This window comes from Ensifer sp. 2TAB8 (genome assembly GCF_052115125.1).
Classification (GTDB): Bacteria; Pseudomonadota; Alphaproteobacteria; order Rhizobiales; family Rhizobiaceae; genus Ensifer.
In genome coordinates this window covers 56369-77220 of record NZ_JBFRGB010000004.1, presented here as the reverse complement: position 1 = coordinate 77220, position 20852 = coordinate 56369, and the positions used below count along the sequence as shown (strand labels likewise).

16 protein-coding genes are annotated in these 20852 nt (G+C 61.5%); 9 read left to right on the top strand and 7 right to left on the bottom strand.

Annotation, left to right across the window (positions count from 1 at the left end):
• Complete coding sequence (locus tag AB4Z53_RS09935; RefSeq protein WP_113535140.1) at positions 1 to 1185, top strand: acetate/propionate family kinase; 1185 nt, start codon at positions 1 to 3, stop codon at positions 1183 to 1185.
• Positions 1186 to 1202: 17 nt separating this feature from the next.
• Positions 1203 to 1988: an enoyl-ACP reductase FabI gene (gene fabI, locus AB4Z53_RS09930; RefSeq protein ID WP_113535139.1), complete on the top strand. Its 786-nt coding sequence runs from the start codon at positions 1203 to 1205 to the stop codon at positions 1986 to 1988.
• A 122-nt stretch (positions 1989 to 2110) separates the two neighbouring features.
• Here the strand turns inward: fabI and AB4Z53_RS09925 are convergent, their stop codons facing one another.
• Complete coding sequence (locus AB4Z53_RS09925; protein ID WP_113535138.1) at positions 2111 to 3586, bottom strand: NAD-dependent succinate-semialdehyde dehydrogenase; 1476 nt, start codon at positions 3584 to 3586, stop codon at positions 2111 to 2113.
• A gap of 259 nt (positions 3587 to 3845) precedes the next feature.
• Positions 3846 to 5114 (bottom strand): 4-aminobutyrate--2-oxoglutarate transaminase, encoded by a 1269-nt coding sequence (locus AB4Z53_RS09920; RefSeq protein WP_113535137.1) that lies wholly within the window; start codon positions 5112 to 5114, stop codon positions 3846 to 3848.
• Between the two features lie 228 nt (positions 5115 to 5342).
• On the opposite strand from AB4Z53_RS09920, the gene AB4Z53_RS09915 reads away from it, so the two are divergent.
• Positions 5343 to 6155 (top strand): MerR family transcriptional regulator, encoded by an 813-nt coding sequence (locus AB4Z53_RS09915; protein ID WP_113535136.1) that lies wholly within the window; start codon positions 5343 to 5345, stop codon positions 6153 to 6155.
• Between the two features lie 313 nt (positions 6156 to 6468).
• On the opposite strand, the gene AB4Z53_RS09910 is transcribed toward AB4Z53_RS09915, so the two are convergent.
• From AB4Z53_RS09910 to fba, 3 genes are all read right to left on the bottom strand, one after another.
• Positions 6469 to 6681, bottom strand: a complete 213-nt coding sequence (locus AB4Z53_RS09910; protein ID WP_113535135.1) for a hypothetical protein — start codon at positions 6679 to 6681, stop codon at positions 6469 to 6471.
• Positions 6678 to 7937 carry a DUF2092 domain-containing protein gene (locus tag AB4Z53_RS09905; protein WP_113535134.1) on the bottom strand — a complete coding sequence of 420 codons (1260 nt, stop codon included), beginning with the start codon at positions 7935 to 7937 and terminating at the stop codon, positions 6678 to 6680. Before AB4Z53_RS09905 ends, AB4Z53_RS09910 begins: the two co-directional genes overlap by 4 nt.
• A 551-nt stretch (positions 7938 to 8488) precedes the next feature.
• Positions 8489 to 9532: a class II fructose-bisphosphate aldolase gene (gene fba / locus AB4Z53_RS09900; RefSeq protein ID WP_113535133.1), complete on the bottom strand. Its 1044-nt coding sequence runs from the start codon at positions 9530 to 9532 to the stop codon at positions 8489 to 8491.
• Positions 9533 to 10300: 768 nt separating this feature from the next.
• Between fba and AB4Z53_RS09895 the strand changes: the two genes are divergently transcribed.
• From AB4Z53_RS09895 to AB4Z53_RS09880, 4 genes are read left to right on the top strand one after another with little or no spacing between them, the layout of a single operon-like run.
• Complete coding sequence (locus tag AB4Z53_RS09895) at positions 10301 to 11899, top strand: peptide ABC transporter substrate-binding protein (RefSeq protein WP_113535132.1); 1599 nt, start codon at positions 10301 to 10303, stop codon at positions 11897 to 11899.
• Between the two features lie 53 nt (positions 11900 to 11952).
• Positions 11953 to 12876 (top strand): oligopeptide ABC transporter permease OppB, encoded by a 924-nt coding sequence (oppB, locus tag AB4Z53_RS09890; RefSeq protein WP_441595696.1) that lies wholly within the window; start codon positions 11953 to 11955, stop codon positions 12874 to 12876.
• The gene (locus tag AB4Z53_RS09885; protein ID WP_441595695.1) at positions 12869 to 13999 is read left to right on the top strand and encodes an ABC transporter permease; all 1131 of its coding nucleotides are present in this window, start codon (positions 12869 to 12871) and stop codon (positions 13997 to 13999) included. Before oppB ends, AB4Z53_RS09885 begins: the two co-directional genes overlap by 8 nt.
• Position 14000: 1 nt before the next feature.
• Positions 14001 to 15602, top strand: coding sequence for an ABC transporter ATP-binding protein (locus AB4Z53_RS09880; protein WP_441595694.1), 1602 nt, complete (start codon positions 14001 to 14003; stop codon positions 15600 to 15602).
• 86 nt (positions 15603 to 15688) lie between these two features.
• Here the strand turns inward: AB4Z53_RS09880 and AB4Z53_RS09875 are convergent, their stop codons facing one another.
• Together AB4Z53_RS09875 and AB4Z53_RS09870 are read right to left on the bottom strand one after the other, a co-directional pair.
• The gene (locus AB4Z53_RS09875; protein ID WP_441595693.1) at positions 15689 to 17047 is read right to left on the bottom strand and encodes a sigma-54-dependent transcriptional regulator; all 1359 of its coding nucleotides are present in this window, start codon (positions 17045 to 17047) and stop codon (positions 15689 to 15691) included.
• The gene (locus tag AB4Z53_RS09870; RefSeq protein WP_441595692.1) at positions 17044 to 18870 is read right to left on the bottom strand and encodes a sensor histidine kinase; all 1827 of its coding nucleotides are present in this window, start codon (positions 18868 to 18870) and stop codon (positions 17044 to 17046) included. The genes AB4Z53_RS09875 and AB4Z53_RS09870 overlap by 4 nt, the downstream gene beginning before the upstream one ends.
• A gap of 239 nt (positions 18871 to 19109) precedes the next feature.
• Between AB4Z53_RS09870 and AB4Z53_RS09865 the strand changes: the two genes are divergently transcribed.
• Positions 19110 to 20039 carry a VOC family protein gene (locus AB4Z53_RS09865; protein WP_441595691.1) on the top strand — a complete coding sequence of 310 codons (930 nt, stop codon included), beginning with the start codon at positions 19110 to 19112 and terminating at the stop codon, positions 20037 to 20039.
• 151 nt (positions 20040 to 20190) lie between these two features.
• Positions 20191 to 20793, top strand: a complete 603-nt coding sequence (locus tag AB4Z53_RS09860; RefSeq protein ID WP_441595690.1) for an alpha/beta hydrolase — start codon at positions 20191 to 20193, stop codon at positions 20791 to 20793.
• Positions 20794 to 20852 lie beyond the last annotated feature (59 nt).

The following is a 20852-nucleotide window of genomic DNA, read 5'->3' as shown; positions in this document are numbered from 1 at the left end:
ATGGATGCACTTCTCGTTGTCAATGCGGGATCGTCCAGCCTGAAGTTTCAGGTATTCGGGATCACGGATGCCGGTCTCGAACGCCGGGTGAAGGGGCAGATCGGGGGCATCGGTACGCGTCCGCGGCTCCAGGCGAAGGCAGCCGATGGGACTGTGCTCGTGGACCGAAACTATGAGGCCGCCATCGTCGGCGACCTGCCGGCCGCCATCGCCGCAGCGCGGGATTGGCTGTTGACCCTTGAAGGCTTCACATTGCGGGCGGTCGGCCACCGGGTGGTGCATGGCGGGCCCGACTTTGCCGAACCTGTCTTGATCGATGCCTCCGTGCTCGAACGCCTGGCTGGCTATCAGGACCTCGCCCCGCTGCACCAGCCCAACAACCTTGCGCCGATCCGCCAGGCCATGGCGATCAACCCGGATGTGCCGCAGGTCGCCTGTTTCGACACGGCATTCCACCATGGCCATCCGGAAGAAGTGAACTGCTATGCCATGCCGCGCAGCTTCTATGAAGACGGTGTGCGGCGTTATGGCTTCCACGGCCTCTCCTACGAATACATCTCGGAGCGTCTGCGGGACGTGGCGCCTGCCGTGGCGGGCGGCCGCGTCATCGTTGCACATCTCGGCAGCGGCGCCTCCATGTGCGCCTTGCGCAACGGCCACAGCATCGAAAGCACCATGGGCTTTACCGCGCTCGACGGCCTGCCTATGGGAACGCGGCCGGGCCAGCTTGATCCGGGTGTCGTGCTTTACCTGATCCTCCAGCGCGGCATGAGCGCCCAGGCCGTTTCGGATCTGCTCTATCACGAAGCCGGGCTCAAGGGGCTTTCCGGCGTGTCGAACGATATGCGTGATCTTCTCGCGAGCGAGGACCCGCACGCCAAGCTCGCTATCGATCACTTCCTCTATCGCAGCGGGCTCAACGTCGGCATGCTTGCGGCCGCGCTCGGCGGTATCGACGCCTTCGTCTTCACCGCGGGCGTTGGCGAGAATTCCGCCCAGATTCGTGCCCGGGTCGTGGAGAACCTCGCCTGGCTCGGCGCCGAACTCGATCCGGCCGCGAACGAGGCGGGTGCCACGGTTATCTCCACGCCATCAAGCCGCGTCGCGCTCTACGTCATCCCGACCGACGAGGAACTGATGATCGCGCGCCACACGCTGGCACTCCTTCGAACTCGTGCAGCCTGACCCATCGGAGACAATTCATGTCCATTCCTGTCGCAAAGGCCAAACTTCTGGATGGCCGCAAAGGGCTGATCGTCGGCATCGCCAACGATCGGTCGATCGCCTGGGGCTGCGCCCGCGCCTTTCGCGCCTTCGGGGCGGAGGTGGCGGTCACCTATCTGAACGACAAGGCAAAACCCCATGTGGAGCCTTTGGCGCGGGAAATCGAGGCGCCGCTGTTCCTGCCGCTCGACGTCGCCGTCCCAGGCCAAATGGAAGCGGTGTTCGAGGAGATCGGCAATACCTGGGGTGAGCTCGACTTCCTCGTACATTCGATCGCCTTTTCGCCGAAGGATACGCTCGGCGGCCGCGTGGTCGATGTCCCGCGCGAGGGGTTCCTGAAGACAATGGATATTTCCTGCTGGTCCTTCATCCGCATGGCGCATCTCGCCGAGCCGCTGATGAAGAACGGCGGCACGCTCTTCACCATGACCTATCACGGCTCACAGGTGGTGGTGGAAAACTACAACATCATGGGGGTCGCCAAGGCAGCACTCGAAAGTGCCGTGCGCTACCTCGCCTCCGAACTCGGCCCGAAGGGGATCCGCGTGCATGCGATTTCGCCCGGAGCTCTGGCGACGCGCGCCGCTTCCGGCATTCCGGAATTCGACGCGCTGCTGGAAAAGACCAAGGTTAAGTCGCCGAGCCGCGAGCTGATTGACATCGACGACGTCGGCGCGGCCACCGCCTTCCTTGCGCATGACGCCGCCCGTCTGATCACGGGCCAGGTGCTCTATGTTGACGGCGGCTACCACATCATCGACTAAGCATGTCGCGCAAAAGTGCGCAGCGGTTTTGCGGTTACGACATGCGACAAATCAACAGCCTAAATTGCAGGGATCGAATCTGAAAGATCGCGACGCGCTTTAGCCGCCGGGTCTCTGCATGGTCAGATGTTGCCCATGCAGAGATATTTCATCTCAAGATAATCCTCGAGCCCGTGGCGCGAGCCTTCGCGGCCGATGCCGGATTGCTTGATGCCGCCGAAGGGGGCTGCTTCCGAGGACATGCGGCCGGTGTTGATGCCGACCATGCCGTATTCCAACGCTTCGGCTACATGCCAGACCCGCTTCAAGTTCTCGGCGTAGAAATAGGCGGCCAGGCCGTAGATCGTGTCATTGGCCTCGGCGATGACCTGCTCGGCCGTCTCGAAGCGGATGATCGGGGCGATCGGGCCGAAGGTTTCTTCCTGGGCGACGCGCATGTCGGTCGAAATGCCCGTGAGAACGGTCGGCTCGAAGAAGGTGCCTGATGCACCGATCCGGTGGCCGCCGGCGCGCACCTTGGCGCCCTTGGAGACCGCGTCGGCGACATGGGCTTCTATCTTCTCTATGGCGTGTTTGTCGATCATCGGGCCGATGGTGATATCAGGCGTGAAACCATCGCCGACGGTCAGCTCGGCGACGCGTTTGACGAACTTCTCGGCAAACGCGTCATGTACGCCCGATTGCACGTAGATCCGGTTGGCCGAAACGCAAGTCTGGCCGGCGTTGCGGAACTTCGCCTGGACAGCGCCGTCCACCGCCTCGTCGATGTCGGCATCGTCAAAGACAATGAACGGGGCGTTGCCGCCGAGCTCGAGGCTCACTTTCTTGATCTGGTCGGAGCATTGGCGCATCAAAAGCCGGCCGACTTCCGTCGATCCGGTGAAGCTGATCTTGCGCACCTTCGGGTTGCTGCAGAGCTCGCGGCCGATCGCGGCACCTTCTGCGGCATAGAGCAGGTTGACGACGCCGGTGGGGAAGCCTGCCTTTTCGGCGAGCACGAACATGGCGCCGGCGACGAGCGGGGTCTGTTCGGCCGGCTTCAGCACGATCGTGCAACCGGCGGCAAGGGCCGGCGAAATCTTGCGGGCGACCATCGATGCCGGGAAGTTCCAGGGCGTGATCGTGCCGACGACGCCGACAGGCTGTTTGATGACGAGCATGCGGCGGTCGTTGGCCGGGGCCGGGAAGGTCTCGCCATAGATGCGTTTCGCCTCTTCCGCATACCACTCGACGTATGCTGCTGCATGCAGCACCTCGCCCTTCGATTCCGCAATCGGCTTGCCCATTTCGGCGGTCAGGATCGCAGCGAGATCGTCAGCATGTTCGACGATCAGGTCGTACCAGCGCCGAAGCACGGCGCTCCGGTCCTTGGCGGGTTTTGCCGCCCAGAGAACCTGCGCTTTCGCAGCGGCTTCGATTGCCGTGCGCGCCTCCTCAATCCCCATATCCGGAAGGGTCGCCAGCAGTTCGCCGGTGGAAGGGTTGAAGACGTCGAAGGTCGCGCCGGTCCAGCCTGTGGCGGCATGCGCAATGGTGTGTAGCGGCGCGAAAAGTTCGGCGGCGCGCAAGTGCTTGGTCAAGGCGGGGGTCAAGGTCATGGCGGGCATCCTCCGGCGATGGCCCACCGCGAGACGGCAGACCCGCTTTTGCTTGTTCTTGCGGGTGCCGATCGACGACGGCACCCGAGCATTGCGCGCCTGAATTGACGCGCAGCACCCACAGCGCCGCGCGTCTTTCAAGACGCGCTAAGGTCGCCGCTGTAGTCCTTTGAATTGCTGCATAATTTTGTCCCTAAGTCGACCCCGATTTAAGGAGTTATGCACCGGGCAACCGCATTGGTGGTCGCCCGGTCGAAGGTCAACCACGCGCCGCGAGGATCGACGCTTCGAGAATGTCGAGCGCTTCGGCAAAAACTTCGTCCTGGATGGTGATCGGCGCCAGGAAGCGAATGACGTTGCCGTGGACGCCGCAGGTCAAGAGGATCAGGCCTTTTTCCAGAGCGATCAGGCGCACCTTGTTGGCGAAGTCTGCGCTCGGCAGGTTGGTCTTCACGTCGTTGAACTCGACGGCGTTCATGAAGCCGGGGCCGCGGATATCGGCGATTTCAGGCGCCTGCTCGCGGATTGCCGCGAGGCGCTGCTTGAGCCGGCCGCCGAGCTGCTCGGCGCGTTCGCAGAGCTTCTCCTCAGCGATGACGTCGAGAACAGCGTGGGCTGCAGCGATGCCAAGCGGGTTGCCGCCGTATGTACCACCAAGGCCGCCCGGTGCCGGAGCATCCATGACTTCGGCGCGGCCGGTGACGGCGGCGAGCGGGAAGCCGCCGGCAAGGCTCTTTGCCATGGTGATGAGGTCAGGCGCGACATCGTGATGGTCCATGGCGAACATCTTGCCGGTGCGCGCAAAGCCTGTCTGGACCTCGTCGGCGATGAGCAGAATGCCGTGCTGGTCGCAGATTTCGCGCAGCGCCTTCATGAAGGCGGCGGGCGCGGGATAGAAACCGCCTTCACCCTGCACCGGTTCCAGGATGATCGCGGCGACACGGCCTGGATCGACATCGGCTGCAAAGAGCTTCTTCAGCGCCGCGAGCGACTGTTCGGTCGTGATGCCGTGCAGTTCGATCGGGAAGGGGGCGTGGAAGACGTCGCCCGGCATAGCGCCGAACCCGACCTTGTAGGGAACGACCTTGCCAGTGAGCGCCATGCCCATGAAGGTGCGGCCGTGGAAGCCGCCGCTAAACGCGATGACCGCCTGGCGGCCAGTCGAAGCGCGGGCGATCTTGACGGCGTTTTCGACAGCCTCGGCGCCGGTCGTGACGAAGATCGTCTTCTTGGCAAAGTTACCCGGCGTCAGCGCGTTGAGGCGCTCGGCGAGGTGCACGTAGGATTCGTAGGGAACGACCTGATGGCAGGTATGGGTGAAGCGATCGATCTGCGCCTTGACCGCTTCGATGACCTTCGGGTGACGGTGGCCGGTGTTGACGACCGCGATACCGGAGGCGAAGTCGATGTAGCGATTGCCTTCCTTGTCCCAGATTTCCGAGTTTTCCGCGCGATCGGCGTAGATCTGTGTGGTCATGCCGACGCCGCGAGAAATGGCGGCGTTCTTGCGATCGGTGAGGCTGGTCATGGTGCGTTCCTGTCACATCTGGAGTTAATATATTGCATTTTTTCTGCAAGTTTATTCGGGAAGTGGTACACCTTTCACTGTCGATTGCAAATCAAATTTGGTGATCGAGACACCACGGCCGCTGATGCGGCGTTCTTGTCAGATCTTGATCGCGACGGCTAAGGTTGCGAACACACCGGAATTGCACGGATTCGGGCAGCGCCGGTGGGCGATAAAGGGAAATTCGGAATGGGCGCAGTGCGCTACAAGGTCGCCGAGGCGGCGCGATTGGCGGGGGTTTCTGCCTCGACGCTGAGGCTTTGGGAAACGCAAGGCCTCGTCGTGCCGGAGCGATCCCCGACAGGGCATCGGCAATATACGGAGAGCGATCTTGCGCGGTTGAAGCGCATCTCCTGGTTCCGCGTCGAGCGTGGGCTGAACCCTGCGGCGATCCGCGAGGCGCTCGAAGCGGAAGGCGCGGCCGAGGATCAGTCCGGTGCGGCAGCCGCCGACAGCGCCGGCAACCAGGTTGGCCGCAAGCTGAGGAGCCTGAGGCACGCAGCCGGCAAGACGCTGGAGCAGGTGGCCGGCGAAATCGGCATCGCCGCATCGGTGCTGTCGACGCTCGAGCGCACCTCGCAGGGCGTTTCGGTCGCCGTCCTGCACAACATCGCCGAATATTTCGGAACCACCGTTTCCAGCCTCTCCGGCGAGGAGGAGGCGGATGCGCGCGCGGTGGTACGGGCCGGCGAATGGCGCACATGGCCGCGCACGACGCCCGGCGTCACCGTGCAGTTGCTGGCCGACGGCCGCAACCAGATGGACTGCCACCGCTTCGTGCTCGAGCCCGGCGCTTCCAGCGAGGGCGCCTACCGGCATGAGGGCGAGGAATTCGTCTATGTTCTCTCGGGTCGCGTCGAGTTCATCCTCGACAGCGACCAGTTCTATGATCTCGGCATCGGCGACTCGCTCTACTTCGAGAGCAAGCGGCGCCACGCCTGGACGAACCGCCACGACGGTGAAACCGTGCTGCTCTGGGTCAACACGCCGCCGACATTCTAGCGGGCATCGGGCCGGCTGACGCTGGGCCGCTTCTCCATCTGGCGTTCACGCCTCCGCAGCCCCACCTGGTCCTTGCGTGTCAGCGATGCGGGCAAGCGCAACGTCTTCTGAAGCGCACGCGCCCCTCAGAAGAGGATCTGCTCTACGACGAGCGTGAAGAAAGGGATGACAGAACAACCCGATGGCTTCGAAGAGTTCGGCGAGATCATGATCCCGCAGCGGTCTTCGTTGACCTCGTCAAAGCGTGCCAATCCTCTTCCCGTGAACAGGACAAGTTGATCACGGAACACCAGAGGATCGGAATTGCCGTTGCCTAGCAGTAATAGACACCGGCGGCGCAACGCCGCGTCGTCCGGCGAGCTACGCCGGCGACGCTAACCGGTGTCAGCGGACGGCCGACTCTGGCAATGGCGGGAGAGACGAAGCTGGGGAGCGCTATACTCAGCGCTTCGCCCGTCAGGTCGCCAATGAAGAGCGCAGCGGCCAAAACGAGCCAGATGATTCCAGTGCGTTTGCAGAAGCTCATTTTTTATCTCCCACAACGAAATTATCCGGCATTTCACTCAGATTCTGCTTGAGGTCTTTCACGTCGGCCTTTTCGGCGTTGGTCGTGTTCTTGAAGGCGAAATCATCCGCGGGCACACCGTCGCCAGTTTTCCAGTCCCTGATCTGGATGCTGTATTCCGGCCCACCCTTGACCTTGCTGGAAGTGATGACCAACCGGCAGGGGTACGGTTGATCGCCATGTGCGACCCAGATCTGGAAGTCCACGTCGTCCTTGCGGAAAGCCAGTGAATCGCACTCCTTGCCGTTCACGAAGCCGCTTCCCAGGTCCTTGGAGTCATAGACGCCCTTCATCAACTCCTCATATGAATTGGTCATCAGCAAGTCGGCAGCCGGCAATGGCAGGCCGTGCTTGTCCTTCAACTCGTCTATCAGTTGATCGACCGTCCCATGCATTTCCACCTGCGTGTACTTGTTGACGTTTTTTCCAAAAAGGGTGAGCGTTTTGCCGTCGAACAAGGTCTCGGTATCGACAAACCCGCCGGAGCGGGTCGTATGCACCCGGTCTGGGCGGCTAAGGTTTACGGTGCCGGAGCTCGATAGCCCAAGCTTCTGGTCTGAATTGGTGACAACCTGAAGGTTGGAGTCATAGCTGAACGACAGGGTCTTCTGGGCAGCCAGATAGTCCGACATGGATTTGAGCAGTTTTTTGGCTTCCGGCGCGTCGGTAACCCGAATGAGTTCGACCCGACGGTTGCGAGTTCGACCTTCAGCCGTGTTGTTGCTGGCAACTGGCATAGTCTGACCGGCACCGGAGGCGATCAACCTGTCGGCGGAAACTCCTCTTTTGACAAGCGCCGCCTTGATCATGTCAGCACGTTCTTGCGAAAGATGTTGGTTGGTTTCCGCGTTGCCGCTCGCATCGGTGTGGACGATAATTCTCAAGCTCCAGTCGGGAAACTTCTTGAGCACGGCCGCAACGTTATCAAGAAGCTGTTCTGCGCCTGCCCGCAAGGTGGACTTTGCTATGGCGAAGCGCAGGCCAGGCATGTCGTACTGTTCTCTTGTCTGTAGTGCCTGCTCCAAGGCTTCCTTGCTGTGCTGCATATTCGCGCCGCCCGCGTCCTTGGCCAAGGACGCACATGGCGCGGCGGAAAGGATAAGGAGTGCCAGCGCTCCTCGGACGAGGCGTCTCCTGATCGATGTGTCTTCTCTGATTACCCTGCGGATGTTGAGGGGTTTCCCGTAGTCAGGCAGGTTGGCTGGCGCACTCGACATCGCAACGATCCTTCTCAAGTTGCTGAGAATTAAATTACAATGCACTTGCAACGCTAGTGGCGTGGTATTCTTCAGTCTCGCTGGCCGTTTGGGTCGGCCTACGCGAGTCAAGGGATCAGTTCTCAAGGTCCCAGATGCAACTGTCGGTCCGCCATCACCGACCAGGCAGCGGCCGCTGGAAGACGGGCCTCTGCTAGGGCAGAGGCTCGAGATGCAGTGTGGTCGTCACGCCTCCGAAGCAACCACAGCCGTGCATGGTACATCTGCCGGATTGCCGCGCAATTCATCCTATCTGATTAGGGAAAAGCCAGCGCAGCTACAGGCATGAGTAGTAGCGCTTAAGCTTGTCCAACGACTGTCCGCGACGTTTGTTGCCGATTGACCCGAGGTGTCCGGCCGCACGGCTTGCGGTTTCGGCCTTCAGCCGATCTCTGAAAAACCGCAGCAAAAAGATCGGCGCGCGCCCCGTTTCCGGAGCGCGCGCCGATCTGTGTCTCATTATCCAGTTGCCCTTGTCTGCTGTCGCCGAAGAGGGCTGGCGGATTTATGGATCAGGCAGCGGCGTAGCGCTTTGCCATTTCCGGCAGGCGCAGCGTGCGGATCTTCGATGCCTTGCCGGCGGTGCGGAAGGCTTCGAAACGCTCCTTGCAGACCTCGGTCATCAGCGCAGTCGCCGGCTTCAGGTAGGTGCGCGGGTCGAAGTTTTCCGGGTTCTCGGCGAAGTTCTTGCGGATCGTGCCGGTCATGGCAAGGCGCAGGTCCGTGTCGATGTTGACCTTGCGCACGCCGAGCGGGATCGCCTTCTGGATTTCCGAGACCGGAACGCCCCAGGTCGGCTTCATCTTGCCGCCATAGGTGTTGAAGAGGTCCTGCAGATCCTTCGGCACGGACGACGAGCCGTGCATGACGAGGTGGGTGTTCGGCAGCTTCTTGTTGATCTTGGCGATCGTTTCGATCGACAGGATGTCGCCATCGGGCTCGCGGGTGAACTTGTAGGCGCCGTGGCTGGTGCCGATCGCAACAGCGAGCGCGTCAACGCCGGTCTTGGTGACGAAATCGAGCGCCTGGTCCGGGTCGGTCAGAAGCTCTTCGCGCGACAGCTTGCCTTCGAAGCCGTGGCCGTCTTCCTTGTCACCGGCGCCGGTCTCGAGGTTGCCGAGGCAGCCGAGTTCGCCTTCGACCGAAACGCCGGCCGCATGCGCGATCTTCACCACTTCTGCAGTGACGGCGACATTGTAGTCATAGCTGGCAACGGTCTTACCGTCCTTCTCCAGCGAGCCATCCATCATGACGGAGGTGAAGCCGTTGGTGATGGCCGAGATGCAGGTTGACGGCTGGTCGCCATGGTCGAGGTGCAGACAGACGGGGATATGCGGGTATTCTTCGGCCGCGCCCAGGATCAGGTGCCGCAGGAACGCATCGCCTGCATAGGAACGGGCGCCGCGGCTTGCCTGAAGGATCACCGGACTGTCGGTGGCATCGGCGGCGCGCATGACGGCCTGAATGTATTCGAGATTGTTCACATTGAACGCCGGCAGCGCGTAATCGTTCTCCGCCGCATGGTCGAGCAGTTGCCGCAATGTGATCAATGCCATTCGCTATTCTCCCTTGGTGTTCGGCGCAGCCATCTTCGGTGCACCACAAAAACAATCCGGCACGAGGCGCCGCATGAACATCATCGCAGGCAGGCGATGGCCGGAATACCCATGCGGCGTGACGGCGCGCGCGAATTGGTCGCGCCCACCGAAGTCAGGCGCACAATAGTTCATCGAAGTGGTTTGACAACCGGGCAAAAGGCAGGTTGCCAGAGGTCGAAACTCGCTTCAATCGATTTTACTGTGGACTGGATGCAACACCCCTGGAGTGAACTGGTTTCACTTTCTGGTGGTGCCTCCGAGGCGAGTGGGACAAGAGTAATCGACGCAATCTGGGCGTGTTTATTTTGCATTGTACACTAGTCGGTCGGGTGTGAGATAGAAACGATTTGTCGACAGGAAGTGAGCGGGTCGCAAGAAGATTGCGGCGAACGGCGCCATTCTTTGCGCACATTACGTAAACTGCCGGCAAAATTCACAAACTTTGCATAGGCGATGATTCGCGGCCGGCTCCGGGCGTGTTTTGTCGACAAAATTTGCAGACCTAAAACGTTGCAGGAGATTTCCCGAAATTGCCCTGCTTCCGTCATATGTCCGTCGCAAAGGCGACGAAAAGAATCGCAAACGAAATACAACCTATGGGATAGAAGGAATTCTGTCCTATAGATAAAGATGCAGACAGCCGCAGAATCCGCCTTGCGTTTGAAGAAGATTTGCACTTCTCTCCTGCGATCACAAACCCAAAACAAGGGGAAGGAGAGAAACAAAATGGCTTCACTCAAACTCAACCTGCGCGCTGCCGCACTGATCGGCTCGCTGCTCATCGGAGCAAGCCCGGCACTCGCCGAAGCTGTCCTGCATCGTGGCAACGCAGGTGAGCCGCAAACGCTTGACCAGCACCACACCTCGATCAACATCGAAGCGTTCATCCTCAAGGATCTCTATGAAGGCCTGACGATCTATGACGCCTCTGCAAAGATCGTCCCGGGTGTCGCTGAGACGTGGGAGCTTTCGGACGACGGCACGGTCTATACCTTCAAGCTGCGCGCCGATGCAAAGTGGTCGGATGGTTCGCCGGTAACCGCCGAAGATTTCGTCTTTTCCTTCCGCCGCGTTGAAGATCCGAAGACCGCGGCCGGCTACGCCAACATCCTCTTCCCGATCAAGAACGCCGAAAAGGTCAACAAGGGCGAAGTGCCGACCGACCAGCTTGGCGTGAAGGCGATCGATGAAAAGACGGTCGAAATTACGCTTGAGCGTCCGACCCCGTTCTTCCTGGAACTGCTCGCGCACCAGACCGCACTTCCGGTCAGCAAGGCAAGCGTTGAAAAGAACGGCGCAGACTTCGTCAAGCCGGGCGTCATGGTTTCGAACGGCGCGTTCACGCTCCAGGCCCACGTTCCGAACGACAGCCTGACCGTCGTCAAGAACGCCAACTACTGGGATGCGGCCAACGTCAAGCTCGACAAGGTCATCTTCTACCCGATCGACGACCAGGCGGCTTCGGTTCGCCGCTTCGAAGCCAAGGAAATGGACCTAGTCTATAACTTCTCGGCCGACCAGATCGACCGCCTGCGCACGTCCTACAACGACCAGGTCCACGTGTCGCCGTCGCTTGCGACCTACTACTACGCATTCGACACCCGCCAGGAGCCCTATAGCGACGTTCGCGTTCGTCAGGCCCTGTCGATGGCCGTAGATCGCGACTTCCTTGCCAAGGAGATCTATGCCGGTTCGCAGCTCCCCGCCTACTCGATGGTTCCTCCGGGCATCGAAAGCTACGGTGAGCCGTCCAAGGCTGACTTCGGCACGCTGTCGCAGCTCGACCGCGAAGACAAGGCCATCGCCCTGATGAAGGAGGCTGGCTACGGCGAAGGTGGCAAGCCGCTCAATATCGAGCTGCGCTACAACACCAACCCGAACCACGAGCGCGTGGCGACGGCTGTCGCCGACATGTGGAAGAACACCTTCGGCGCCAAGGTGTCGCTGGTGAACCTCGACGTGTCCTCGCACTACGCCTACCTGCAGGAAGGCGGCAAGTTCAACGTTGCCCGCGCCGGCTGGCAGGCTGACTATGCGGACGCCGAGAACTTCCTGGCGCTCAGCGTCGGTTCCAACAAGACCTTCAACTACGGCCATTTCGAAAACGCCGAATTCGATAGCCTGATGAAGAAGTCCTACGACGAGCAGGATCCGGCAGCTCGCTCCAAGCTGCTGCACGAAGCCGAAGCGCTGCTGATGAAGGAACAGCCGATCGCTCCGCTTCTGACCCAGGCCGACCTATGGCTGGTTGCCAGCCGCGTCAAGGGCTGGGCGGACAATGCTCCGAACGAGCACCTGAGCAAGTTCCTGAGCATCGCCGAATAACGAACTGAGACGACGCGCGGCCTCTCGCCGCGCGTCGTTTCCGGAGCACGTCCATGATTTCCTTCATCCTTCGCCGATTGGCGAGTGCGGTGCCGACGTTGTTTATCGTCGTCACCATATCCTTTTTCCTGATGCGGTTCGCCCCTGGTGGCCCCTTCAACCTCGAGCGTCCTCTTCCGCCACAAACGATGGCGAACCTGATGAAGACTTATCAGCTCGACCAGCCTCTTTGGCGCCAATACACGCACTATCTCAGCAATGCAGTGACCGGCGACTTCGGCCCGAGCTATGTCTACAAGGACAACAACGTCGCCGAGCTGATCGGCAAGGGGCTTCCCTATTCGATGGAGCTCGGCTTCTACGCGCTGCTGCTTGCACTTATCGGCGGCGTGACCGCCGGTACGATCGCCGCGCTCAGGCAGAACAGCATTCTCGATTTCGCGATCATGTCGGTCTCGACCATGGGCGTCACCGTGCCCAACTTCGTCGTCGGCCCGGTGTTGACGCTGGTCTTTGCGATCGTGCTCGCATGGCTGCCGGCAGGCGGCTGGGGCGACGGATCGCTGCGCTTCCTGATCCTGCCGATGATCGCGCTGGCGCTGCCGCAGCTTGCGGTGTTTGCGCGCCTGACGCGCGGCTCGATGATCGAGGCCTTGCATACCGACCATATCCGAACGGCCAAGGCCTACGGTCTGCCGTCACGCACGGTTGTCGTCACCCACGCCATGCGTGGCGCGATGCTGCCGGTCGTCTCCTATCTCGCGCCTTGCGCTGCGGCCCTTCTGACCGGCTCGGCCGTCGTCGAGACGATCTTCACCATTCCTGGCGTCGGTCGTTACTTCGTCCTCGGCGCGATCAACCGCGATTACACGCTGGTGATGGGCACGGTTATCCTCGTCRCCATCTTCGTCATCGTTTTCAATCTCCTGGTCGACATTCTCTACGGCCTGCTCGATCCGAGGGTTCGCCATGACTGATATCGTCCAGACCCCGGTGGTGACACCGGAAACGAAGGGGCGAAGCCTCTTCCAACTCGCCGCCATGCGCTTCCGGCGCAACCGCGCCGCAATGGCCGGCTGCTTCATGCTGGCGCTGATCGCGCTGTTCTCGTTCCTCGGACCGCTCTTCGTTCCGCACACCTATGACCAGGTGTTTCCGTCCTACGTCTCGATCAGCCCGAGCCTCGATCCGCGGCCCGATACGTCCACGCTTCAGGACGTTATGGAAGGCGTTGCCACGCGAGCGCGCGTCACGCTGAAGGAGTTCGCCGTCGAGGGCGAGACCTTTACCGCGACGATCACCTCCGAACAGCCGATCGACGCACGCGCCACGCGCTATTTCGATCGCGCCAACGAGTTTCGTGACACCCAGGTGGTGGCAACGGAAGACGACGGGAAGACGCTGAAGGTCACCGGTCAGGTCGACCGGGAGTATTTCCCCTTCGGCACCGACTCCAACGGCCGCGACCTCTTGGTCCGCGTCATGCTCGGCGGCCAGATCTCGATCGCCGTCGGCCTGCTCGCCAGTCTCGTGTCGCTCGGCATCGGCGTCGTTTATGGCGCGACTTCGGGCTATATCGGCGGCCGCGTCGACAACGTCATGATGCGTCTGGTGGAGATCCTCTACTCTCTGCCCTTCGTCTTCCTCGTCGTCGTGCTCGTCGTGTTCTTCGGCCGCTCGTTCATCCTGATCTTCCTGGTGATCGGTGCGGTGGAATGGCTCGACATGGCCCGTATCGTGCGTGGCCAGACACTTGCGCTCAAACGCCGCGAATTCGTCGGCGCCGCGCAGGCACTCGGTCTTACCGACTGGCAGATCATCCGCCGGCACATCATCCCCAACACGATCGGACCGGTCATAGTTTTCGTGACCGTCGTCGTGCCCAAGGTGATCCTGCTCGAGAGCTTCCTCTCCTTCCTCGGTCTTGGCGTTCAGGCGCCGCTGACGAGCTGGGGCGCGCTGATCTCGGAAGGCGCAAACAATATACAGTCGGCGCCGTGGCTTTTGATCTTCCCGGCCATCTTCTTCGTCCTGACGCTGTTCTCGCTGAACTTCGTCGGCGACGGCCTGCGCGACGCGCTCGACCCGAAGGATCGCTGACATGGCAGATACCAAGGAAACCATCCTGGCCGTTCGCGGCCTCAAGGTGAACTTCTCGACGCCTGACGGCACCGTAGAAGCGGTCAAGGGCATCGATCTCGACGTACGCTCAGGCGAAACGCTCGCAGTCGTCGGCGAATCCGGCTCCGGCAAGAGCCAGACGATGATGGGCATCATGGGCCTGCTCGCCAAGAACGGTGAGGTCACGGGCTCGGCAACCTACCGTGGGCAGGAGCTTGTTGGCCTGCCGCCGAAGGCCTTGAATCAGGTCCGCGGCGCGAAGGTCACCATGATCTTCCAGGAGCCGATGACCTCGCTCGATCCGCTCTATCCGATCGGACGCCAGATCGCCGAGCCGATCGTTCACCACCGCGGTGGCTCGTTCAAGCAGGCGCGGGCACGCGTGCTCGAACTGCTCGAACTTGTCGGCATCCCCGAGCCGGGACGTCGCATCGACAGCTACCCGCACGAGCTTTCGGGTGGCCAGCGCCAGCGCGTGATGATCGCCATGGCACTCGCCAACGAGCCTGATCTGCTAATCGCTGACGAACCGACGACGGCACTCGACGTGACGATCCAGGCGCAGATCCTCGATCTCCTGAAGTCGCTGCAGCAGCGCTTCGGCATGGCGATCGTTCTGATCACGCACGACCTCGGCATCGTCAAGCACTTCGCCGATCGGGTTGCGGTCATGCGCCGCGGCGAAGTGGTGGAGCGGGGCACGACGGCAGATATCTTCGAGCGGCCGCAGGCCGATTATACGAAGATGCTGCTCGCCGCCGAGCCCAGTGGTCGCAAGGCTTCGCCGCCCGACAGCGCGCCGATCATTCTCGAAGGTCGCGATGTTTGCGTCGATTACCAGATCGGAGGCGGACTGTTCAAAGGCGGCAAGTCGGTCTTCCGTGCCGTGGACAGCGTCAATCTGCGCCTGAAAGAGGGGCAGACGATCGGGGTCGTCGGCGAGTCCGGCTCCGGAAAATCGACGCTCGGCCGTGCGCTGCTGAGACTGCTGCCGAGCAGCGGTCACTACCGCTTCGGGACGACGGATATCTCCGGTTTCGACCGCGGCCAGATGCGGCCGTTGCGCCGCACCTTGCAGCTCGTCTTCCAGGATCCCTACGGCTCGCTTTCGCCACGCCGAACCGTCGGTGAAATCATCACCGAAGGTCTGCACGTGCATGAGCCCGAGCTCAGCCGCGCCGACCGCGACCGCCGGGCGTCCGAGGCACTGAAGGAAGTGGGGCTCGATCCTGCGTCGCGCAATCGCTACCCGCACGAGTTTTCGGGCGGCCAGCGGCAGCGTATCGCGATTGCCCGCGCGATGATCCTGAAGCCGAAGGTCGTCATTCTCGACGAACCGACCTCGGCGCTCGACCGCTCGGTGCAGGGGCAGGTGATCGAACTCCTGCGCGATCTGCAGCGCTCACATGGGCTCTCCTACATCTTCATCAGCCACGATCTTTCGGTGGTGAAGGCGATGTCGGACTATGTGATCGTCATGAAGAACGGCAAGATCGTCGAGGAAGGCGAAACTGACGCGATCTTCGAGGCGCCGAAACAGCCCTATACCAAGACGCTGATCGGCGCTGCCTTCAACATCTGAGACTTTGGACACATCGTTGACAGGGACGCGAGCGATCGCGTCCCTGAATTCGTTTCTGCGCTTGGGGTTTCGGATGCCGGCTGCGATCAGAGATCGCCGTCTGCGAAAAAGTCCGCGGCGACGAGCTTCTTGTCGAGCCCAAATTTCTGCATCTTTTCGTAGAGCGTCTTGCGCGAGATGCCGAGCGACTCATAAACCGGTTTCAGGGCGCCTCCGTGGGCCGYGATGGCGCTGGCGATCAGGCCCTTTTCATAGGCCGCCACCTTGTCTGCAAGCCGGCCGCTATCTTCCTTCGCCGCATCGTGTGGCGAGGCATCAAGCCCAAGCACCAGCCGCTCGGCGGCATTGCGCAGTTCGCGTACGTTGCCCGGCCAGTCGCGCTCTGCCATTTCCGCCAGCATGGCTTGTGAGACCTCGACTTCGTCCCGGCCGTAGCGCGCGGCGGATTCCCTGACCAATTGCAGAAAGAGCAGCGGGATATCCGTGCGGCGTTGTGCAAGCGAGGGAACACGAAGCGTCGCGACGTTGAGCCGATAGAGCAGATCGGCGCGGAAGCGCCCTGCGGCAACCTCCTTTTCGAGGTCGACTTTGCTGGTCGCGATGAAGCGCACGTCGAGCGGCACGATTTCGTTCGATCCGAGCCGGGTGATGACGCGTTCCTGGAGGACGCGCAGGAATTTAGCCTGAAGGTCGAATGGCATCGAGCCGATCTCGTCGAGCAGGATGGTACCACCGCGACCATGCTCGAACTTGCCATAGCGCGGGCGGATGGCACCGGGAAAGGCGCCGGGCTCATGGCCAAAAAGCTCGCTCTCGATCAGATTTTCCGGCAGGGCCGCACAGTTGATCGCAATGAAGGGGCTATTGGCGCGCGCACTGAGGTCGTGCAGCGTGCGGGCCAGCACCTCCTTGCCAACGCCGGTGTCGCCGATGATCAGCGTGTCGGCGTCGGCGGCGCCGATCGCGCGAATGCGATAGCGCAGATCGACCATCACTTGGCTGCGACCGGGGAGCCGCTGCTCGATATCGTCGCGTTTGCCGGCCACGGCCTTCAAACGGCGGTTTTCCAGGACGAGCGCGCGCCAGTCGAGGGCCCGGCGGATCGTGCCGGCGAGCATCTGTGTCGCAAAGGGCTTCTCGACGAAATCATAGGCGCCTTCGCGCATCGCGCGCACCGCAAGCTGCACATCGCCATGGCCGGTGACGAGGATGACAGGCACTTCGGCATCGATCTCGCGGATGCGCTGCAGAAGTGTCATGCCGTCCATGCCGGGCATGCGGATGTCGCTGATGACTACGCCGGAAAAACTGAAGCTGATGAATTCCAGTGCGTGTTCGGCTGCCGCAAATGTCTCGACTCGAAAGCCCGCAAGTTCCAGCGCTTGCGCACTCGAATGGCGTACATCCTCTTCGTCATCGACGAGCAGGATCCGGCTCTCGATCATTCGGCAGCCTCCCGGGCATTGCTATCTTCGGCGGTAAGTTCGATGCGGAACTCGGCGCCACCCTCCGCAAGATTGGTGGCAACAAGGCTGCCGCCGAAATCCTTGATAATGTTATAGGAAATCGAAAGGCCGAGGCCCAGCCCCTTGCCGACGCCCTTGGTCGAAAAGAACGGATCGAAAATGCGTTCGGCAATCGCCGGCGGGACGCCTGGTCCCCGGTCGCTGACGGTCAGCAACACCTTGCCGCCATCCTGTCTAGCTCGTAGGCGAATGGTCCGGTCTTCAAGTCCCTCGACGGCATCTGCGGCGTTCGAGATGACGTTGACGAGCACCTGCTGCAGGCGCACCGATCCGGCGCGAACGACGAGCGGCTGATCGCCGAGATCAATGTCGATGGTTGCTGACGCAGCCTTCAGCCGAACCGATACGATCTCCATCGTATCGCGCACCACCTCTTCGACCGGAACCGGCCCGAGCTTCTCGTTCGGTTTGCGGGCGAAGTTGCGCAGGTGCTTGCTGATCGCTGCCATGCGATCGACGAGGCCGGAGATCCGGCGGATGTTGTCAGTTGCCTCGTCGGATCGACCGCGCTCGATCAGCAATGCGGCGCTGTCGGCATAGGTCTTTGCGGCGGCAAGCGGCTGGTTGAATTCGTGCGAGAGGGCGGCGGACATCTGCCCGAGCCCTGCCAGTTTTCCGGCCTGGATCAGGTCGGCCTGCGTACGGCGCAGTTGCTTCTCCGTCAGTCGCCGTTCGGCGATCTCTTCCTCGATCTGGGCGTTGACGCGCGCAAGGTCGGCAGTGCGTTCGTCGACGCGGCGTTCCAGCTCGGCCTGTGCTTCCTCCTGCATCGACAGGCGCTCGTTGAGCCGTGCCCGCCGCTGAAGAATGATGGCAACGCCGAGAGCTGCAAGGCAGAGCAGAAGCAGGGCTGCGATGACCGTCGTCAGCGCCTGTGTTCGCACCGAGGCCGTATCGACCAGCACATTCACGGTCCAGTCCGCATCGGGCATCCGCTGCGAAAGCATCAGGTATTCGCGGCTGGAGTTTCCGGCCGAGACGGTGAGGAAATGACGATCGGACGAGACGCTCTCCAAGACGGGAAGGGCGTGCACGGTGGCGTCGGCGTAGCGCCGGGAGGCCCCGGTGCGTGCCAGCCGGTCCGATGTCAGCGGCAGGATCGACGCATAGCGCCACTCCGGATCGCCGGACATGAAGATGATGCCTTCCGGGTCGGAGACGAAAATCTTGTACTCGCCGCCCTGCCAGGAGGCCTCGATGCGCTCGACATCGACCTTGAACACCATGACGCCGCGGATCTCGTTTCCGACCCGGATCGGGGAGCCGAAAAAATAGCCGCGCTTCAACGATGTGGTCCCGAGCGCATAGAATCGCGATTGCTGCCCGCGAAGCGCTTCTTGGAAATAGGGTCGGTAGCTGAAATTCTGCCCGACGAAGCTCGTCGGCCCGTCATAGTTGCTGGCGGCGATGGTGTTGCCATCCGGCGTGATCACGTAGATGTCCGAGGACTGCAACAGCCCGTTGATGTCCTTGAGGTAGTTGTCGACGGCCTGCCGCAGTCGCCGGTCCCGCGGGCGGGTGACGAGCTCGCGGACATCGTCATGATCGGCAATCAACGCCGGCAGCGCCTGGTAGCGATTGAGATGGCCGTCGAGCGCGGTGACGGCCAGGCGAAGCGCCGTGGTCGCCTGGGCGCTTGCCTCGCGCAAATAGCTGTCGGTCGTGACCGCGTAGCCTTTCCAGGCCAGTATGGTCGCGAGCAGCGGCAACAGCAGGAATCCAAGGGCCAAGCGATGTTTCACAGATGTCCGCGCGCCTCCTCGCGTGCCTACGACGGCATGCCGCAAGGCGATCTTATGCATCGGCGCAACAGGTCACAAGCGCGGGGCAATCGGCCTCTCGATTGTTGACGAGTCTGTAGTGCTGTCAATGTAATGTTGACAATGCGTTTGGCCTTGGCCGGCTTTCGCTGTGGGCCGGAAGAGCGCATCTATCACCCAACGGAGCGCCCCGGTGGCGCCGGAGCGAAAGGATCACGGCAATGCTCAATCAGATCAAGGGTCTGCATCACGTCACTTCGATGGCCGACGATGCGCGCGAAAACAACCTGTTCTTCACCAAGTCGCTCGGTCTGCGTCGGGTCAAGAAGACGGTCAACTTCGACTCGCCGGACGTCTACCACCTCTATTACGGCGACGAAGCCGGCACGCCCGGTACGGTCATGACCTATTTCCCGTTCCCGAACATGCCGCGTGGGCGCGCCGGTACCGGAGAAGTCGGGACCACCGTCTTCTCCGTGCCCGAAGGTTCGCTCGGCTACTGGCGGGATCGCCTGACGGCTTCGGGTGTCTCCGGCCTCAAGGACGAAGAAACCTTCGGCGAGAAGCGCCTGAACTTTGCCGGCCCTGATGGTGACGGCTTTGCGCTCGTCGAGGTCAAGGATGATCAGCGCGCACCCTGGACGGAAGGCGGCATTTCGGCGGATCATGCGATCCGCGGGTTTCATTCCGCGGCACTTCGTCTTCGCGATGAAGGTGCTACGGCCGAACTCTTGAAGTTCATGGGCTACGAGGAGCTTGACCGCAAGGATGGCGTCACGCGTCTGATCGTGCCTGGTGGCAACGATGCGCGCGTCATCGACCTGGAGACGATGCCGAATATCGGCCGCGCTTCGCAGGGCGCCGGTTCGGTGCACCATATCGCCTTCGCCGTCGAAAACCGCGAAAAGCAGCTCGAAGTGCGCAAGGCGCTGATGGATACCGGCTATCAGGTGACCCCGGTGATCGACCGCGATTACTTCTGGGCGATCTACTTTCGCACACCGGGTGGTGTGCTGTTCGAGATCGCCACCAACGAGCCGGGCTTCGACCGGGACGAGGATCTCGCGCACCTCGGCGAGGCACTGAAGCTGCCTCAGCAGCACAAGCACCTGCGTCCGATCCTGGAAAGCCACCTGCAGAAGATTGACTAGTCGTCGATACAGAAAAGGCTCGCCGTACCGGCGAGCCTTTGGCACCAGATCCTATGAAGATCGCTTCACAGTTTCATCGAAACGGTGAATCCAACACTTTGAAATCAGGCAGTTTCGGGCTGAGGCTCTGGAACTGCTCCAGGAGACAAAAATGGTCGATTACGGTTACGTCCACAAGCTGAAGGCAGGCAAACCCGGTCAGCCGATCTTCTTCGTCTTTCACGGAACGGGCGGAGATGAAAACCAGTTCTTCACCTTTGCGACCGAGCTTCTGCCCGATGCGACGATCGTCTCGCCGCGCGGTGACGTCTCGGAACATGGAGCGGCAAGGTTCTTCAGGCGCACGGGTGAGGGCGTCTATGACATGGCGGATCTTGCCCGGGCTACCGAAAAGATGGCCGGCTTCGTAAAGGCGTTGGCCACGGAGCATCAGGCTTCGCAGGTGATCGGCCTCGGCTATTCCAATGGTGCGAACATTCTCGCCAATGTGCTCATCGAAAAAGGCGTCTTCGACAAGGTGGTGCTCATGCATCCCCTGATCCCATTCCGGCCGAAGGACAATCCGGCGCTCAAAGGCCGTCGCGTGCTGATCACCGCCGGCGAACGCGACCCGATCTGCCCGGCGCCGCTGACGCAGGCCTTGGCCGACTATTTCCAGGGGCAGGGTGCGGTAACGCACACGGAGTGGCATTCCGGCGGACATGACATTCGCCAGAACGAGATTGCTGCGATCACGCGCTTCCTGAAGGAATAGAGCGTTTCCGGTCGGAAGGATCCGATTGCGTACTCCGACCGGAAAACCACTGCGCACCT

Coding starts and splice junctions, on each gene's coding strand:
- AB4Z53_RS09865 (WP_441595691.1), top strand. CDS start 19,110: ATGCTCAATCAGATCAAGGGTCTGCATCACGTCACTTCGATGGCCGAC.
- AB4Z53_RS09910 (WP_113535135.1), bottom strand. CDS start 6,681: ATGAGCTTCTGCAAACGCACTGGAATCATCTGGCTCGTTTTGGCCGCT.
- AB4Z53_RS09920 (WP_113535137.1), bottom strand. CDS start 5,114: ATGACCAGCCTCACCGATCGCAAGAACGCCGCCATTTCTCGCGGCGTC.
- fba (WP_113535133.1), bottom strand. CDS start 9,532: ATGGCATTGATCACATTGCGGCAACTGCTCGACCATGCGGCGGAGAAC.
- fabI (WP_113535139.1), top strand. CDS start 1,203: ATGTCCATTCCTGTCGCAAAGGCCAAACTTCTGGATGGCCGCAAAGGG.
- AB4Z53_RS09925 (WP_113535138.1), bottom strand. CDS start 3,586: ATGACCTTGACCCCCGCCTTGACCAAGCACTTGCGCGCCGCCGAACTT.
- AB4Z53_RS09935 (WP_113535140.1), top strand. CDS start 1: ATGGATGCACTTCTCGTTGTCAATGCGGGATCGTCCAGCCTGAAGTTT.
- AB4Z53_RS09860 (WP_441595690.1), top strand. CDS start 20,191: ATGGTCGATTACGGTTACGTCCACAAGCTGAAGGCAGGCAAACCCGGT.
- AB4Z53_RS09885 (WP_441595695.1), top strand. CDS start 12,869: ATGACTGATATCGTCCAGACCCCGGTGGTGACACCGGAAACGAAGGGG.
- AB4Z53_RS09915 (WP_113535136.1), top strand. CDS start 5,343: ATGGGCGCAGTGCGCTACAAGGTCGCCGAGGCGGCGCGATTGGCGGGG.
- AB4Z53_RS09880 (WP_441595694.1), top strand. CDS start 14,001: ATGGCAGATACCAAGGAAACCATCCTGGCCGTTCGCGGCCTCAAGGTG.
- AB4Z53_RS09905 (WP_113535134.1), bottom strand. CDS start 7,937: ATGTCGAGTGCGCCAGCCAACCTGCCTGACTACGGGAAACCCCTCAAC.
- AB4Z53_RS09895 (WP_113535132.1), top strand. CDS start 10,301: ATGGCTTCACTCAAACTCAACCTGCGCGCTGCCGCACTGATCGGCTCG.